The organism is Paenibacillus sp. FSL E2-0190, from assembly GCF_037992965.1.
Classification (GTDB): domain Bacteria; phylum Bacillota; class Bacilli; order Paenibacillales; family Paenibacillaceae; genus Paenibacillus_AQ; species Paenibacillus_AQ odorifer.
Window position 1 is genome coordinate 3,146,502 of record NZ_CP150306.1, and the last position, 15,831, is coordinate 3,162,332.

Annotated in this window: 20 protein-coding genes and 1 pseudogene; 17 read left to right on the top strand and 4 right to left on the bottom strand. The window is 39.0% G+C overall.

What is annotated here, in order from left to right:
• Positions 1–2: 2 nt before the first annotated feature.
• The gene (locus tag NST25_RS13725) at positions 3–824 is read right to left on the bottom strand and encodes a DUF2785 domain-containing protein (RefSeq protein WP_339190885.1); all 822 of its coding nucleotides are present in this window, start codon (positions 822–824) and stop codon (positions 3–5) included.
• Between the two features lie 28 nt (positions 825–852).
• A complete protein-coding gene (locus NST25_RS13730; RefSeq protein WP_340394208.1) occupies positions 853–1,737 on the bottom strand; it encodes an AraC family transcriptional regulator in 885 nt (294 codons plus the stop codon).
• Between the two features lie 124 nt (positions 1,738–1,861).
• Between NST25_RS13730 and NST25_RS13735 the strand changes: the two genes are divergently transcribed.
• From NST25_RS13735 to NST25_RS13745, 3 genes are read left to right on the top strand one after another with little or no spacing between them, the layout of a single operon-like run.
• Complete coding sequence (locus tag NST25_RS13735; RefSeq protein WP_076217922.1) at positions 1,862–2,749, top strand: sugar phosphate isomerase/epimerase family protein; 888 nt, start codon at positions 1,862–1,864, stop codon at positions 2,747–2,749.
• Positions 2,750–2,767: 18 nt separating this feature from the next.
• Positions 2,768–3,799 carry a Gfo/Idh/MocA family oxidoreductase gene (locus NST25_RS13740; RefSeq protein WP_340394209.1) on the top strand — a complete coding sequence of 344 codons (1,032 nt, stop codon included), beginning with the start codon at positions 2,768–2,770 and terminating at the stop codon, positions 3,797–3,799.
• Positions 3,800–3,840: 41 nt separating this feature from the next.
• Positions 3,841–4,314, top strand: coding sequence for a GNAT family N-acetyltransferase (locus tag NST25_RS13745; protein WP_248548186.1), 474 nt, complete (start codon positions 3,841–3,843; stop codon positions 4,312–4,314).
• A 62-nt stretch (positions 4,315–4,376) separates the two neighbouring features.
• Here NST25_RS13745 and NST25_RS13750 read toward each other — a convergent pair whose 3' ends face one another.
• Positions 4,377–4,871, bottom strand: coding sequence for a hypothetical protein (locus NST25_RS13750; RefSeq protein ID WP_280752851.1), 495 nt, complete (start codon positions 4,869–4,871; stop codon positions 4,377–4,379).
• A gap of 170 nt (positions 4,872–5,041) precedes the next feature.
• Between NST25_RS13750 and NST25_RS13755 the strand changes: the two genes are divergently transcribed.
• The 8 genes and pseudogenes from NST25_RS13755 to NST25_RS13790 all read left to right on the top strand — a co-directional run bounded on the left by NST25_RS13755 (position 5,042) and on the right by NST25_RS13790 (position 9,751).
• Entirely contained in the window at positions 5,042–5,908 is an 867-nt protein-coding gene (locus tag NST25_RS13755) for a S66 peptidase family protein (protein ID WP_076217938.1), read from the top strand.
• 121 nt (positions 5,909–6,029) lie between these two features.
• Complete coding sequence (locus tag NST25_RS13760) at positions 6,030–6,557, top strand: ClbS/DfsB family four-helix bundle protein (RefSeq protein WP_076194318.1); 528 nt, start codon at positions 6,030–6,032, stop codon at positions 6,555–6,557.
• 15 nt (positions 6,558–6,572) lie between these two features.
• Positions 6,573–7,088, top strand: a complete 516-nt coding sequence (locus NST25_RS13765) for a TlpA disulfide reductase family protein (RefSeq protein ID WP_076194316.1) — start codon at positions 6,573–6,575, stop codon at positions 7,086–7,088.
• 10 nt (positions 7,089–7,098) lie between these two features.
• Entirely contained in the window at positions 7,099–7,602 is a 504-nt protein-coding gene (locus NST25_RS13770; RefSeq protein ID WP_339173991.1) for a GNAT family N-acetyltransferase, read from the top strand.
• A gap of 332 nt (positions 7,603–7,934) precedes the next feature.
• A complete protein-coding gene (locus NST25_RS13775; protein ID WP_340394210.1) occupies positions 7,935–8,375 on the top strand; it encodes a hypothetical protein in 441 nt (146 codons plus the stop codon).
• Between the two features lie 44 nt (positions 8,376–8,419).
• Positions 8,420–9,151 (top strand): DUF5071 domain-containing protein, encoded by a 732-nt coding sequence (locus tag NST25_RS13780; protein ID WP_076194311.1) that lies wholly within the window; start codon positions 8,420–8,422, stop codon positions 9,149–9,151.
• Positions 9,152–9,194: 43 nt separating this feature from the next.
• Positions 9,195–9,521 (top strand): annotated as a pseudogene (locus NST25_RS13785) (PhzF family phenazine biosynthesis isomerase); the annotation flags it as partial.
• 14 nt (positions 9,522–9,535) lie between these two features.
• Complete coding sequence (locus NST25_RS13790) at positions 9,536–9,751, top strand: sulfurtransferase TusA family protein (protein WP_076129310.1); 216 nt, start codon at positions 9,536–9,538, stop codon at positions 9,749–9,751.
• A gap of 2 nt (positions 9,752–9,753) precedes the next feature.
• On the opposite strand, the gene NST25_RS13795 is transcribed toward NST25_RS13790, so the two are convergent.
• Positions 9,754–10,638, bottom strand: coding sequence for a LysR family transcriptional regulator (locus NST25_RS13795; RefSeq protein ID WP_340394211.1), 885 nt, complete (start codon positions 10,636–10,638; stop codon positions 9,754–9,756).
• A gap of 173 nt (positions 10,639–10,811) precedes the next feature.
• Between NST25_RS13795 and NST25_RS13800 the strand changes: the two genes are divergently transcribed.
• The 6 genes from NST25_RS13800 (at position 10,812) to NST25_RS13825 (ending at position 15,822) form a co-directional block, all read left to right on the top strand.
• Positions 10,812–11,501 (top strand): YeeE/YedE thiosulfate transporter family protein, encoded by a 690-nt coding sequence (locus NST25_RS13800; RefSeq protein WP_076280723.1) that lies wholly within the window; start codon positions 10,812–10,814, stop codon positions 11,499–11,501.
• A gap of 66 nt (positions 11,502–11,567) precedes the next feature.
• On the top strand, positions 11,568–11,795 hold the full coding sequence (locus NST25_RS13805; protein WP_340394213.1) for a sulfurtransferase TusA family protein: 228 nt from the start codon (positions 11,568–11,570) through the stop codon (positions 11,793–11,795).
• A 22-nt stretch (positions 11,796–11,817) separates the two neighbouring features.
• Complete coding sequence (locus NST25_RS13810) at positions 11,818–12,378, top strand: YeeE/YedE thiosulfate transporter family protein (protein WP_232061338.1); 561 nt, start codon at positions 11,818–11,820, stop codon at positions 12,376–12,378.
• An 84-nt stretch (positions 12,379–12,462) separates the two neighbouring features.
• Positions 12,463–13,683 (top strand): FAD-dependent oxidoreductase, encoded by a 1,221-nt coding sequence (locus NST25_RS13815; RefSeq protein WP_340394215.1) that lies wholly within the window; start codon positions 12,463–12,465, stop codon positions 13,681–13,683.
• A 244-nt stretch (positions 13,684–13,927) separates the two neighbouring features.
• Entirely contained in the window at positions 13,928–14,896 is a 969-nt protein-coding gene (locus NST25_RS13820; RefSeq protein WP_076129315.1) for an ABC transporter permease subunit, read from the top strand.
• 29 nt (positions 14,897–14,925) lie between these two features.
• On the top strand, positions 14,926–15,822 hold the full coding sequence (locus NST25_RS13825) for a carbohydrate ABC transporter permease (RefSeq protein ID WP_036678249.1): 897 nt from the start codon (positions 14,926–14,928) through the stop codon (positions 15,820–15,822).
• Positions 15,823–15,831: the final 9 nt, after the last annotated feature.

A 15,831-nucleotide genomic window follows, 5' to 3' on the forward strand; every position in this document is an offset into this window, starting at 1 on the left:
AATTAGGAATAGTATACTTTTTCTACTTTATATAATGTATGCTCGATTGTTGGACAGAGATTGGCATGTACTTTGTAATATTTAACTCGAAAATATAAACTTTTCAAAAAGTTCTTTATATTATTTTTTTGTTTAAAGGCAGGAAGAAATTCTGGATTTTTCTCCACATCACCAAAACTTTGAATCCATTGCTCTACATAAGTCTGACTAAGCATTTTTCTATCTAAAACACTCATTATGGATCTTACCATTCGCTCATCTTCCCCATCGGAGTATATTCGATCTGTTAGGGTCATCTTTTCGTAAACCAAATCGAGGATAGTTATGAGGTCATTTTCATCCAGTTCGGAGCATTGAGCCAATTCATCTAAAGTATCTGCTGCATGGGCTATGGCATGAGCCCAGCCTTTTTCTTCTTCATACCCCCGGTAATCCCGCTCTTTTTGTACACTGCAAAATACCTTCTCCTTTATCTGATGAATTTGCTCACTTGAGAGAAATGGTGATTCTTTATGCCTCATGAAGAGGAGTGGGATGACTAGCATAGAGAAGGATCTAGTAAAGACAGAGTCTGTATTGGTTTCACCAAGCTTAAAATGCAAATGGTTTTTATCCAAGATAACGGGTATAAGTTGTTCCAGTCCGTTTGTAGTTAGAGAATTACCTGGGATCCAATGTGATAAGGTTGTATAAATTAGCTCATCCCGTAGTTGGGCATCTAAAGAACCAATGTTATTTATCATTTCTTGTACCAACTGGAAGGTATCGGGAGGTGCTTGGTAATCATTTTCTTTTATGCATATCAACGTTTCTTTTAAATTCATTTTACATGCTCCTATTTTCCAGTGTGAATTATTTTCTAATACCGGATGGTGTAGTTCCTTTATATTGCTTAAACAGCTTGGTAAAATAATTAGGATTGTCGCAGCCCACTTGTCCAGCAATCTCCGTTACAGTAAAATCTGTCTCCAGCAACAGTCGTTCTGCTTCATTTACGCGGCAAAGATTAACATAATCGATGAAGGTTCGGCCGGTGAGCTTCTTAAAGGTTTTGCAGAAATGGTATGGATTTAGATTAACGGATCTCGCGGCGCTTTCAATAGTCATTTTCTCATCAAAATGGTTCTCCATGTACTCCAGCAGTGGCTTAAAACGCTCACGATTGGAGGATTGACGTTCATTTGTTCTGCCAGAAACCTGCTCAGGTAAAAAGGTACGGGAGAGCAAAACAAAAAGCAGATGAAGTTGATTTTTGATGATCAGCTGAAATGCAGGACCTTTCTGATGCACTTCATCCACGATAGTGTTCAGAAGAGAGTAATAAGTAGAACAGGTTGGAACTAGTGCTGCTGGTTTAACTGGTAGCTGATATCGATTCTCCAAATAGGGAGCTACGAATTGTTCATGTTGAGGATCTTGCTTCCAATCTTTAAATAAAGAACTATGAAATACGACGGATATAAATCGGACATGATCATCCCGCAGACTATACCCAACGTGCAAACCTCCAGAAGGAACAAACAAAACCTCTCCGGGATGCAGTTCGTAGGGTTTGCTGTCGATGTGGAAAATGGCGCTGCCTGCTTGCATGATAATGATTTCGAAATGCTCATGCCAGTGTAGAAAAAGGATGTTCTGGCCGATTTTCGCATGTCTGCATTCATTAAAAAACAATCGAAACGGATAGGTGTTTCCTTCTAACTGAGGGTATTCTTTAAGATCATTAGGATAGCTCAATATTTATTCAACTCCCACAATATACGACTATATAAACACAATATAATAAGAGTTTTAAGCTCAAATGCAGTATATACTCGGGTTATAGAACTTACTATAAACCAATATTGGAGTGGTACACAAGATGAAGGATACAATGCGTATAGGTACATTAGTTGGTGGCGGAGATGCTGTTAGAGTGATTCCGCAAATCGTAGGTCATGGCTTCGAATCTTTTAGCTTAACCTTCTGGCAGACTACAGGTGAAACAGATCTTGTGGAAACTGGTAAGCGTGTGCAAGAACTTGCGGCAAAACATGATTTTGTGATTTCATCGGTTGGCATCTTTGGCAATCCTTTGACGAATACGGGTGACAATTCCGATGCATTAGCGAGCTGGGAACGGCTTATTGATCATGCTCATGTATTTGGTACTGATATGGTATCAGGATTCACGGGACGACTACCAGGAGTATCCATTGATGAATCGATTCCGAAGTTTGCCGAGGTATTTGGTGAGCTGACAAAAAGAGCAGCAGATCGCGGAGTAAGAATTGCTTTTGAGAACTGTTCCATGGATGGCAATTGGACTTCAGGGGACTGGAATATCGCTCATCATCCAATAGCCTGGGAAAAGATGTTTAACGCTGTACCTGCTGACAATATGGGACTCGAATGGGAGCCCTGCCATCAGATGGTGCAGTTAATTGACCCGATTCCACAGCTGCGCAAATGGACAGATAAGATTTTCCATGTACACGGCAAGGATGCCACCATCGCTTGGGATATTGTAAAAGAATATGGAATCCACGGCCCGAAACCTTATGTATGGCACCGTACTCCGGGTTTTGGTGATACGAACTGGACGGATGTTATCTCCATTTTGCGTCAGGCTGGTTATAAAGGCACCATTGATATTGAAGGTTGGCATGATCCTGTCTATCGGGATGAACTGGAAATGACGGGTCAAGTACATGCCTTGAATCATTTAAAACAATGCCGCGGGGGCAGCTTTGTGCCTAATCCGCTTTAATAAGTCAGGGGGAGAAATATGACAGCACAGTACCGTGTAGCGGTTGCAGGTTGCGGAGGAATGGCTAATGCATGGATTGAATACGCTTTATTGCGTCCAGATACTAAGATCGTTGCTCTAGTAGATATAAGGTTGGAGTCGGCTGAGGCGATGGCTGCGAAGCATGGGATTTCATGTCTGACGTTTACGGATATTAAGCAGGCGATTCAGGAGACCGCAGCAAATCTCGTCTTTGACGTTACCGTTCCCGGAAGTCATTTCAATATTTCTAGTACTGCATTGGAACTTGGGTGTAATGTGTTTAGTGAGAAACCGTTAGCTGAGACTATGGAGGAATGTAATAAGATTGTTGAGATCTCGGAACGGACTGGAAATGCTCATGCTGTGATGCAGAACCGCCGTTATGATCCTCGTATTCGCTCTTTAAGAAAAATCATAGAATCAGGAACGATTGGTAGAACAGGATTTATCGGTGCAAGCTTTTTCCTTGGGGCTCATTTCGGGGGGTTCCGTGATGTTATGAAAAGTCCGTTGCTGCTGGATATGGCGATTCATACCTTCGACCAGGCCCGGTTTATTAGTGGCGCGAACCCTGTGTCTGTATACTGTCAGGAGTTTAATCCTCCCGGCTCATGGTATGAGGGGAATGCGTCGGCAGTGTGCATTTTCGAGATGTCCGACGGTTCAATATTTACCTATCAGGGATCTTGGTGTGCAGAAGGTGCATCCACGTCATGGGAAGCTTCTTGGCGGGTTAACGGGGAGAAAGGAACCGCAATCTGGGATGGTCATGAGCTGCCATATGCTGAGGTAGTTACTGCAGGAGATCAGAGTGATATGTTCATTCGTGACGTAAAGCGTGTAAATGGTGAAAACGTTGAGATGAGTAAAACATTCCATCAAGGGTGTTTGGATGAGATGTTCTTGTCATTGGCAGAGCAACGTCCTGCAGAGACGAATTGTAGAGATAATCGGTATAGTATGGCAATGGTGTTCGGAGCGCTGGAAAGTGCTGAATCTGGCCGGAAAATCGATCTAGTGGAGTTTTGAGATTGACTTCTGTTACTACAATCGCCAGCAAGGAGATCAAAATGAATATTAGAGCTTACCGAGAATCGGATCTTATTCAAATTATCTCATTGTTCTACGAAACAGTTCATTCCGTAAACAAACAAGACTACTCACAGGAACAGCTGGATGCTTGGGCACCTAAAGAGGAAGAGGCACTTAAGCTTAATACTTGGAGAGCTTCTTTACGTCAAAATATCACTTATGTAGCCGAAATTAATAATATTATTGTGGGCTTTTCTGATATGACAGCAGAAGGACATTTGGATCGATTATATGTTCACAAAGATTACCAAGGGCAAGGTGTAGCCTCTGCATTGGCGAATAAGCTTGAATTGAAAGCAAAAGAACAGGGTCTTTATGAAATGGATGCCGAAGCAAGCATCACTGCTAAACCTTTTTTTGAACGACTGGGATACCAGCTTATTGCGAAACAAAGTATAGAACGAAAAGGTGTTCTGTTGGTCAATTATAGGATGAGCAAAAAAATAATGTAATTCAAAAAAGCAGGTTGCTCATTAGAGCAGTCTGCTTTTTATGATAAGAAGGATATTCAAATTCACCCATCAATCAAGTTCATTAATGCTACAGTATCAAATCGATCCCCTTGAACTAACCATTTACCGTCCACATCAAAGAGAGTCAATATACCTTCCAAAGGTACACGTTTACTTTCTTTGTCATCCTTATCCAATAAAACAAGATCCACCGTATATTTTAACTCGACAATATCCTTTTTTTGTTCGGAAAGGTTGAATTTTAGGTTTTCCGGTTTTAAAGAAAGCTTTTGTGTATCAGCGATTTTAAATGGGATAGTTGTAATTCGGTTCGCTATAGCCTTTTCGGAAAAGTATTCTGTAAAATACGGTTTCATCTCTTCATTTCGCGCAAGAATGGATTCATCAGACATTAAATCCTCAGAAGCCTTGACGGTATATTCTATATTTTTATATTTCTCTGCGGCTTTAGTAGCATCATCTACTTCTGAACTACATCCCATAATTAACGCCAGGGATAATAATATCATGCTTAATATCAACGGTGATTTACGCATTAGTACACCCCCAATGTATTTGATCTTGCATTATTATACTTATATTACCATGTTGTGGTTTCATAATTTCAAGAAGAAAATGATTCAAATCCCTAAATATGGTATGGTGTAAATATGATCGTAAATTTGAGGAGATTAAACTAAAAAGTAGAATCGAAAGGATTATTAAAATGAACACAACCTTAAAATTTACTCACGGGAATAAAGTAGGACTGATTGCTTGTTCAGATGGTGTGAGAGTAGAAAACCTAGCAAAAGTAGAGGAATTAAAAAGAGTTTTGCATTCATTTGGACTCCATGTAGTGGTGGCTAATACTTTGTTTAGAAAAGAGGGTTATTTCAGCGGCAATCCCATGGAAAGAGCAGTGGAGCTGAATCAACTATTTAAAAATACTGAAATTAGCGCGATATTCGATATTTCAGGTGGGGATTCTGCCAATCAGATCTTAGAGTACATAGACTATGAAAGTATCCGAATGACCCCCAAACCCTTTTTCGGAATGAGTGATTTGTCAGTTATTTTGAACGCTTTATATACGCAAAATAATTCGAAATCCTATCATTATCAGTTGATGAATTTAGTGTCTTCTGATGGGGCGGAGCAGCAAAGGGCTTTTTATCGAACATTCTTCGAGGGTCAAAACGATCTTTACGATTTCCGGTATCATTGGGTTCGTGGTAACCAGATGAGCGGGATAGTAATCGGGGGGAATATTCGCTGCTTTTTGAAGCTGGCAGGGACAAGCTATTTTCCGGATCCTTCGGACAAAATTTTATTGTTGGAGAGTTTAAGTGGCAGAGCTAACAAAATAGTCTCCTTTTTTGCTCAGCTCCAGCAATTGAAATATTTTGATGCTTGTGCTGGATTGATTCTAGGGTCGTTTTCAGAACTTGAGAACTTTAATGAATTCCCGATAGTAGAAGAGTATGTGAAGGAAATTAGCCATTCCGCCTCCATTCCTATCATAAAGACAGCTGAGATTGGGCATGGCAGTAACAGTAAGTGTATTGTTGTGGGTGATAAAATCACTTTGTAAAATTCTTTATCAAATTCCTCTTGCCAGAGAACTTGGAAATGGAGCATATTTATTGAAATCAGAGCGAGTACATAATACATTTGTAAAGTAATTTAATAAAGTGATTTAAAGGAGGGGTATGATGTCAACACACGATTATCTATCAAAAGAAGAATTGAAAGATGCGATTCATATTTCCTATCAGTCTCTTGATCATGAATTTGATGGCATTGAGAACTCCCAAAGAGACAATCGTATGGAAGGGGTTGATCGTACCCCAGCAGAAATCATTGCTTATCAATTGGGCTGGTTGCATCTTGTTATGAAATGGGATAAGGATGAAAAAGCAGGGTTAACCGTTATTACACCTTCACCAGATTATAAATGGAATCAACTTGGCGGATTATATCAATCGTTTTATCATACATATGCTGCCTACTCATTAGATGAGTTAAGATCTTTATTTCAAGAGACAGAACATCAGTGGCAGAACTGGATTGATTCTTTAAGTGATGAAGAACTTTTTACGCAAGGCGTGCGGAAATGGACAGGAAACAATCCAAGATGGCCAATGGTCAAATGGATTCATATTAATTCAGTAGCACCGTTTAAGACTTTTCGTTCTAAGATTCGCAAATGGAAAAAGCTTAATGTAACTAAGGAAGTATAAAAGGACGGATGATTTTTGAAGAAGATATCTATTATTGTAAGTACATTTATATTTTTGATTGCATTAAGCTCGATTATATTTGTCGTAGTAAACAACTCTTCTAAACCCATTAAGAGTCCTGAGAACATTGAACTAAAAGAGTTGGCGAATGGAAACAAAATTCAAGTGGACTTTTCGGAGAAACCGACTGTATTCGTATTTTTCACCTCATGGTGTCCATATTGTAATGACGACGCTCCTAAGATTGTCTCATTGTATGAGAAATATAAAAATAGAGTGAACATATACGGAATCAATTTGCTTTATCAAGATGATCTTTCTGAAGTAAAACAATACGTGGCGGATTACAACATTAAGTATCCCGTTCTCCTAGATGAAACAGGTGATCTCCATAAACAATTTGGTGAACAAGCTTTTCCAGCGTTGTTTTTTATAAACTCTGATGGCAAGGTTATGGATCAAATTATTGGCTCGACTGATTTTGACGCAATTGAGAGTTCGTTTAAGATTTTCATTAAAAACTATGATTAAGGAGGTTGAAATGAATACGATCCATTTAGAGGTTTTTGCAGCAAAAGATCAATCGGATGTAGATATATTTTGGGGACTTTTTAATAGTTACATTAATGAATTATCTCTCCACGTATCTATGGGCGATGATTTTGACCTGGATTACTTTTATTCAGACGAGTATAGAGAGATCATTGAAGAGCTAAGAACAAGAGATATAAATCCTTTAAATTTGTTTCTTATACATAAGGACAGTACTGTGCTTGGATTTTTAATGTATGTTACTTATTTTGATGAGGGTGGAAAGTGTTTTTTAATGGAGTATTATATTGAACCTACGTATCGGAATTTAGGGTATGGTGAATTTGCCTATTCAATGGTCGAAAAACATGTTTATGCAGACGGTGCAAAGTATATCGAGTTAACCCCGACTAATGATGCAAATGAAAGGTTTTGGCGCAGTGTGGGGTATATGAAATCATCGGATATGGATGAGGATCATAAATACATTTATCGGAAATCACTTTGTATCTAAACCGTAAGGAGTTAATCCCTATGATCAAAAAAAGAAAGAAACTCATAATCATCACCGCATTTCTTTCATTTTTTCTTCTGATGCTGATTGTTGTCTATATGATAAATCCTCAACCTTTTATGTAGAACCAGATTTTTCAGAGGTCACAACAACGATACTTTTGAACGATATTGATCCAGACGGATTTAACTTCGATGTGATCGCCCATTCAGAAATTAATAGATGGTTTGGAATCTTTGTCAGGTTTAGTGGAGCTTATTGATGGATTAAATAATGGAAAAGATTTCAAAACAATCTATAAATCAATCGAATCCCAAAGCTAGGAGGTTGAGATGAAGAAATTCATTATTGTAATTCTAGCCATAATTGCTTTATTGCCATTACATGCGGTCTCCGCGGATTGGGCCGGTTCGTTTGTTGTTTATTCAGGTGACATCTACGAAATATCAGACGATGAACTCATCCCCTCCGAAGAAATCGATAAGAAGATAGGGCATGTAACTAATTATTCCGATGAGGAAGGCACGTACAGGGGAAATTTCTCGAATATTTATCCTAAAGGTACGCCCTACTACTCAATTATCAATACCGATCCAAAAGATTACATTGCTATTAAGACCCAAGAGGATATCTTTGTAAAAGCTTATAATAAAGGCCATTATCCCAATGATGAATTGGTTAAAAAAACGATTTGGATGTATTTCTTATTGGGGACATCGGTTATCGTCTTATTAATAATTTGGATAATGAAGCGGAAGAAAGCAGTGTTGTAGCTAGAACGGCGTGGTGGAAAATTCAAGTTCAAAGGGTGAATCTAGTGGAAGAAGCATCTAGTCTAATCAAAAAATTATCATGGCACACACGCGAAGAGGAAAAGGAAGATGCAATTAATAAGCTACAATATATAAAGGATGAAGCTTTGCATTTATTAGTACAACCTATATCAAAAGACTATTGGGATGGAGCGGCTGAAACAGTCATACGTTTAGGATATCCACGTGTGAAAAGCATATTGCCGGGTTTGCTTGAATGGATACAAGATTTAAATTGGCCAGGTGCGGGGGAAATAGCTGATTTTTTACTTGAAATAGGGGATCCGATGATTCCATATGTTAAAGATGTACTAAATCAACACAGCGATGATCAAGAATGGGTGTATTGGATTTTCGAAAAATTAATTGATCATTGGAACACGAAACAAGTCCAACAGATACAAGCAGAATTAATTAAGATTTCACAGGAAAAAGCCAATGACCTATCGGCATTAAGAATCTTATTAACTCACGGTATATACGCAAAAGATGTGGTCTGTGAAATAATCCAGCACAAAAAAGATGTCCTTGTATTTGAACTCAAGGAACTTCATGATACTCATCTTGAAATTGATTGTGAAGCTCTTCATAAAGAATTCTTAAATCAGCAGCCTAATGTAATTAAACAGTTTTATGAGCACAATAAAGACCGTTTTTATATATGTAATGCGATATCTAACCGCCAAGAAGTTTTAAGAGAAATAGAAATTTTTACTGCTGAGTTTCTCACTTCGTGAAGTTATCAAGCTTTATTGAAATAAATTGAAAGGAGACTAACCAATGAACAACATAAAAGTACTTCATTATGATGCTTTTTCTCCTTATCCCAACAAAGGAAATCCAGCTGGTGTAGTATTAGATGCGGCTCATTTGAGCGAAAGTGACATGCAAGCGATAGCTCATAAGGTCGGTTTTAACGAAACAGTTTTTGTAGTCTCATCAGATGTAGCTGATTTAAGGCTTAAGTATTTTACGCCAGCCCATGAGATCAATCTTTGTGGACATGCTACAATGGCATCTTTATTTGCTTTAAAAACAAAGGGGATCCTTGGTGAGGCTGGCTCGATAAAGATCGAAACAAACGTGGGGGTGCTACCCATTCAATTCAGTATGGTAACTTCATGATTGAAATTGATTGTCTGGGAGAAATCTGTCCAGTACCAGTAATGATGTTAAAAAAACATCAAAAAGCCATTCAAAATGGCGAACAGGTGATGCTGGTTACTGATCATAGCTGCGCAAAAGTTTCCATCACGGATTACTGTCGTGGTTCAAATTTGAAATGTACCATCCAAGAAGTTATTAATGGGGTATGGGAGATTACGATTGAGATATAAGTTCAACACAATGTATCAATCAATGTCTTTTCTATATAACGAATTAATTGTTTCGTATCATTGTCACAACGCTGATTATGTTTTTTTACCATGTAGACATCGTTATTTACTTGGAACTGATCAATATGAATAATCTTGAGTTGTTTACTATACAACTCTTTTTTTATGGACATATAAGGCAGAAAGGCAACACCATGTCCTCTAATTGCAGCAAGCTTTACCGCCTCAAGGGAGTCCAGATTAAACAGTATGTTTAATTTAAGCTCACCCGCAGATATGTTATTTAAAGCCCTTTGCACACAATGAAGCTGTGAGGACCAGATTAACGGATATTTAGGGAGCTCACTCAGTGTGATTTTATCAGGACAAACGGTCGTACTGCTTGCCACTAGCATAACTTGATCAGAAAACACCATATTGGAGCTTAATTCAGATTTCGGGGAAGGCCCGGAAATAAAGCCAACATCACCTTCTTCAAGAAGCAAACGTTCTTCTACTAGTGACGATGCCCCTTCGTTTAGAGTGATATGGCAATTGGGAAAATGCTTTTTTACCTCATATAAGGTACATGGCAGGGCATAATTACAGACTTCTGGAATCGCATAAATAGACAGCTCATGTTGTGTTGGCTGTAAATGATTGATCTCTGTGACCATATCATCATACAATTTACAGATTTGCTCCGCATACTTCTCCGCTATAATCCCTGCTTCTGTTAGGCTAGCCCCTTTATTACTTCTCACAAAAAGCTCAGAACCTAAGGTATTCTCCCAGGATTTCAACTGCTGACTAAGTGCGGATTGGGTGATATGAGATTTCTGAGCGGCTTTAGATATACTTTTTAACGAAGCAATATCTAAAAATAATTTAAGCGTTTCCATATTCATACTTATTCCCCCTGTTGCCCGCTGTTAGTGCAAACTATAGCATACTTGATTACGCTCCATCTGTGCCATTAGTAACACTTATACAGCATAAAGAAAGCAGATAACCACAGCGCAAATAAGTATGTTACTATTTTCACATAGTCAATTACATAAAACGATGGAGGTGTTAGACTATGGGGCAAACCGTAAGTCCCGAAACGAAATCAACCCGAACCAGAGCTCCTAGAAAACCTAAAAAGAGTCAGTTGCCCATCGCGTTGCTGGTCACAGTTCTCATTATTGGGTTTGGTTTTTTCCTAGACCGTTCCCACGATAAAATGGTTGTCTACCTGCTTTTCGGTATTTCGTTTGGCGTTATTTTGCAAAGATCACGTTTCTGTTTTACTGCATCACTTAGAGATCCATGTATTACAGGCAGCACATCGGTAACAAGAGCTGTACTGATAGCATTTTCTCTCGCTACGATCGGATTTACAGCCATAAAGTATCCAGCATTCCTGGAAGGTAAACCGATTCCTGGGATGGATAATGTGGGTCAAATCAGTTTTGCTTTGATAATTGGCGCAGTATTATTCGGAATTGGCATGGTTATTGCAGGGGGGTGCGCTTCGGGTACATTGATGCGTGTAGGTGAAGGATTCACGATGCAGATGTTGTCACTTGTGTTTTTTGTCATTGGTTCACTTTGGGGATCACATGATATGGGTTGGTGGAGAGCTAACGTTATAAAGGATGCACCCACTGTATTTTTACCAGACGTCTTTGGTTGGCTTGGAGCGCTAGTTGTTCAGTTCCTGATCATTCTTCTGTTGTACATCGCTGCAGTTAAATGGCAAGAGAAAAAGATGGGAAGCGCAGATTAGTTTAAGTTATTACGTGAATATTTTCACTATTAGGAATTTTAAAAAATATAAAAGGTGGTTTTTAAGATGGCTGAATTTACACTTGATTGCCTGGGAGAAGCTTGTCCGGTACCGTTAATGAGAACAGAAAAGAAAATGACTGAACTAAATGTTGGAGACGTTCTAGTTGTTGCTATTGATCATAGCTGCGCAATGAAAAACGTACCAGAATGGGCGAGAAAACAGGGACATAATGTGGAAATCGAAGAGGTCGATGATGGCGAGTGGGAAGTTGTTATTGAGAAGATAAAATAGGATCGCTAAGTAGGAAAGGACGGTGAATGAAACGGTGAACGAATTCTGGTTGAAGATATCGTCTAACCGCTTTTACAAGCAATTGCTCAAAGAACCGTTTACTTATGTAACTGGAGCTGTACTTCTCGCTGTGTTCGCTACAGCACATCTGGCTGTTTTCTCAAAAGGATGGGGAGTAACCAGCGCCTTCGCGGACTGGGGAGCTTGGGCGTATCGACTGGTAGGAGGAAATGTAGATAACTGGGCTTACTTTAGTACGGAGAAAGCTCAAAAAACATTATCTTCCGGATTTTTGAATGATGGTGGGTCTATTCGAAATGTAGGGATTATCTTAGGTGCATTAGCAGCGACATTGTTTGCTTCCGAATTCAAGCTTAAGAAAATTAAGTCCAAAAAGCAGGTAGTGGCGGCTGTACTTGGTGGGTTGCTCATGGGGTACGGAGCTAGACTGGCTAATGGATGTAATATAGGTGCATTATTTACGGCTATAGCTTCTTTATCGCTTTCAGGCTGGATTTTTGGATTGTTCCTGCTGGTTGGTGCATTTATAGGCAGTAAATTATTAGCCAAATTCTTTATGTAAAAGTGAAATAGACTGAGCTTATAGTGCTGACGAGAGTCAGCCTATTTTATTGAAATCATAGTCTACACAGGAGGGTCAATTGAAATGGAAAAGAAGACAGAACAGTATGATGTCGTCATTATTGGTGGCGGGGCTGCTGGATTAACAGCAGGGATCTATTGTGGACGAGCAAAATTGAAGACACTTCTTTTGGAAAAATCGCTGGTAGGCGGTCTTGCGACTTATACTAATGAAATAGAAAATTATCCTGGTTTTCCTGAAGGAACGACCGGAACAGATCTTATGGGATTATTTCATAAACAAGCCAAAAAATTTGGTGTTGATTTCAAAATGACAGATGTCAAATCTGTCTCGGTAGCGGAAGAGATTAAAGTAGTGGAAACCTTTCGGGTTCGATATGAATGTAAAGTCATTATCATAGCCAGTGGAGGAAAACCAAGAATTACAGGTGCAGCTAATGAAGATATGTTCTTATATGATAAAGGGATTTCCTTTTGTGCAACCTGTGACGCTGCGGCAAATACGGGGAAAACAGTTATGGTCGTTGGCAGTGGTGATGCAGCTATTGAGGAAGGGATGTTTCTGACTAAGTTTGCAGATAAAGTGATCGTATCTGTCATGCATGATCATGGGAAAATGGATTGTAATGAAATTGCCAAAACGCAGGCACTAGAAAACCCTAAAATGGAATTCATGTGGAATACGGTGGTAAGTTCTTTCGAAGGTGAAGAACGTTTGAATTCCGTCGTTCTGAAAAATTTAAAATCTAATGAACTGCAAATCGTAAAGGTCGATTCATGTTTCTTATTTATTGGATACACCCCGAACACAGAAATTTTATCAGGGGTAGTAGATTTGAATCGTAATGGATATGTACTTATTAATGAGAAAATGGAAACGAATATACCTGGGGTCTTTGCAGCAGGAGATGTGTGCGATAAATTTCTAAAACAAGTTGCTACCGCTGTTGGCGATGGTGCCATTGCAGGGTATGGTGCAGAGAAGTATATCTCTGAATGTGAGGTGTATGAGCATCAAATTCTGAATCAAGGCAAAGCATCTGTTGTTTATTTATGGAATGCCACAGATCCTTCCTGTCGGGAGTTATTGCCTTTAATTGAGGGATTTGAGCAATCCCATTTGGATGTCAGGGTCACAAAGGTAGATGTATATAAGTCACCCGGACTTGCTGCCAAGCTAGGGATAGATTCAGTTCCTTCTATTGTTTATCTGGATAATGGGAAGGTCCAAAAAGTAATTACTGAAAAGATAAATGAAGAAATACTGAGGACTCTTGCTAATTAAGGAGAAAGTCAAAGACACATGCAGATGTTATCTCTGTATGTGTCTTTTTTTATTCAAGCTTAAGGAATATGAGACGAGCTAATGCAAGAGAGTGTCAAAGTATCAATAATAGTTGTTTTGTCATATATTTTTGAAAGCGCTTAAACCTTATGATTATTTTATAAATGTTGCAACTATAGCGGAGGGAGAAAGGACATCAATTATCTGTACATATCTTCAAAATCATCACAAGGAGGATTCACCTATGGCGAACGCAAGCGTCGCACCAGACAAGAGATCCGGACCGAATCTCAACAAGCAACGAACTAGCGGGATCAGACGCTTTTTTAAGCAAATAGATCTACAGCTTATGGTATTGCCAGCACTTGTTCTAGTTTTTATTTTTGCCTATATCCCCATGTACGGGATTCTAATTGCATTCCAGGATTACAAGTTAGGGAATAGCTTTATTAGCAGTGACTGGGTTGGCTTAAAGCACTTTATTTACTTCTTTAATGCTCCTGAATTTGAAGTGGTTATGAAAAATACAATCATCATCAGCTTACTGAAGTTTTGTTTTGGATTTCCTGCACCGATTATTTTGGCGTTAATGCTGAACGAAGTCCGTAAGATGTTCTTTAAACGGGTGATTCAGACCGTTACTTACTTGCCTCACTTCTTATCTTGGGTAGTTATCGGCTCAATGGTTACCTCGATGTTATCCGTAGATAACGGCAGTATAAATATGCTGCTTGAGAAATTGAAATTCATTGATGAACCGATCAACTTCCTTTCCATGACAGAATATTTCTGGGGCATTTTAGTTACAACCAATGTATGGAAAGAAATTGGATTTGCTTCAATCGTGTACTTAGCTGCCATTGCTGGTATTGACCCGCATTTATACGAAGCGGCTTCGATGGATGGTGCAAGTCGGTTTAAACAGATATATTTGATAACGTTGCCTTCAATTATGCCAGTTGTAATCATCTTTATGATTTTGGCAATCGGTAATCTGGTGAATGCAGGATTCGAAGACATTTTGATCCTAGCTTCCAATCCAGCTCTGCGAGAAGTGTCAGATTCAGTTGATGTATATGTTGTACGTGTCGGTATAGACAATTTCAGGTACTCCTATGCGACTGCTATCGGATTGTTCAAGGCCGTGATCAGCGTGACATTACTTACCTTTGCCAACTTCATTGCCAGAAGAGCAGGGAACAGCTTGTGGTAATGAATTACTCAATATAGGGGGACCAAACTATGAAACGTATTAATATAGGAGATCGAATATTTATAGGATTCATATATGTATTTTTGACCTTACTGGCATTTTCCGCTTTTTATCCATTTTGGAACTCACTTGTTATTTCCTTTAATGAGGGGATGGATACTTCGAAAGGTGGAGTTACTTTCTGGGTCCGTGAGTTCACGCTTGAGAATTATAAGATCGTTTTTGAAGATTCTCGTCTAATGGGTGGATTCGTCATTGCTACATTGCGGACAGTAATCGGTACAGTAACAGCGATACTGGCCACTTCGATATTCGCTTATGGAATGTCGAAGCGTGAACTGATGGGTCGCAAATACTACATGATTATGTGTATCATTACTATGTATTTCGGTGGAGGACTCATTCCGTCTTACATGCTTATCAGAAGTTTAGGTCTCTTCAACTCATTTTGGGTGTTTATAATTCCTGCACTGGTCAGCGTATGGAATATGATCATATTCCGGACCTTCTTTCAAGGTCTTCCACAAGGTTTAGAGGAGTCAGCAAAGATTGACGGTTGCGGATATTGGGGGACTTTTGTCCGCATCGTACTTCCTTTGTCGGGACCAGTTATAGCAACATTATCTTTGTTCACAGCAGTAAATCACTGGAATGAGTGGTTCGTAGCGAGTATTTACATTACGAAAGAGGAGTTAATGCCGATTCAGACCATCTTAAGACAGATATTGTTCTCTAATATTGCTTCAGAACAGCTGTCTAATGTAGATGCAAGCTCCATTGCTCATATTAACTCGGCAAAGAAAATAACCTCGAAGTCATTAACGATGGCTACGATCATGGTTGCAACCATTCCGATTGTATGTGTGTATCCATTCCTACAAAGATTCTTCGTTAAAGGGGTCTTGGTCGGATCATTGAAAGAGTAGGATGATAGA